We start from the raw sequence: 317 nt of genomic DNA, 5'->3' as shown, positions 1-317 counted from the left end.
TCTTCCTGCACTGCTCGCTCACGCCGAAATGCCTGCACAATGCTCATCCCTTGAATCATCTCATTAATCATGCCGTTCATTTCACTTAACCGCAGACGAATCTCACTGTATGCAAGTGAGCTGTACCGTCGAAATACGGCAATAATCAGCGCCAGCAGCGGCAGCAGACAAATACAAAGCAGGGCAAGCTTAGGCTGTAGAATAAATAAAGCGATAAGAATTCCTATCATATAAACGATATTCTGGACAAAGATTGCCATGACGCTAACAAACAGTTCCCGTACCGCCTCTGTATCGTTCGTTACCCGGGAAATGAT

Annotated in this window: 1 protein-coding gene; it reads right to left on the bottom strand. The window is 45.7% G+C overall.

Annotated elements, in window-relative coordinates; all coding sequences use genetic code 11:
• A partial coding sequence (locus LKX83_RS32300) for an ABC transporter transmembrane domain-containing protein (protein WP_255655024.1) occupies window positions 1–317 on the bottom strand: 317 nt, incomplete at both ends.

The organism is Cohnella baijiui (assembly GCF_020731285.1).
GTDB lineage: Bacteria > Bacillota > Bacilli > Paenibacillales > Paenibacillaceae > Cohnella.
The sequence above is the reverse complement of the archived record's forward strand: the minus strand, read 5'-3'. Positions and strand labels throughout refer to the sequence as shown.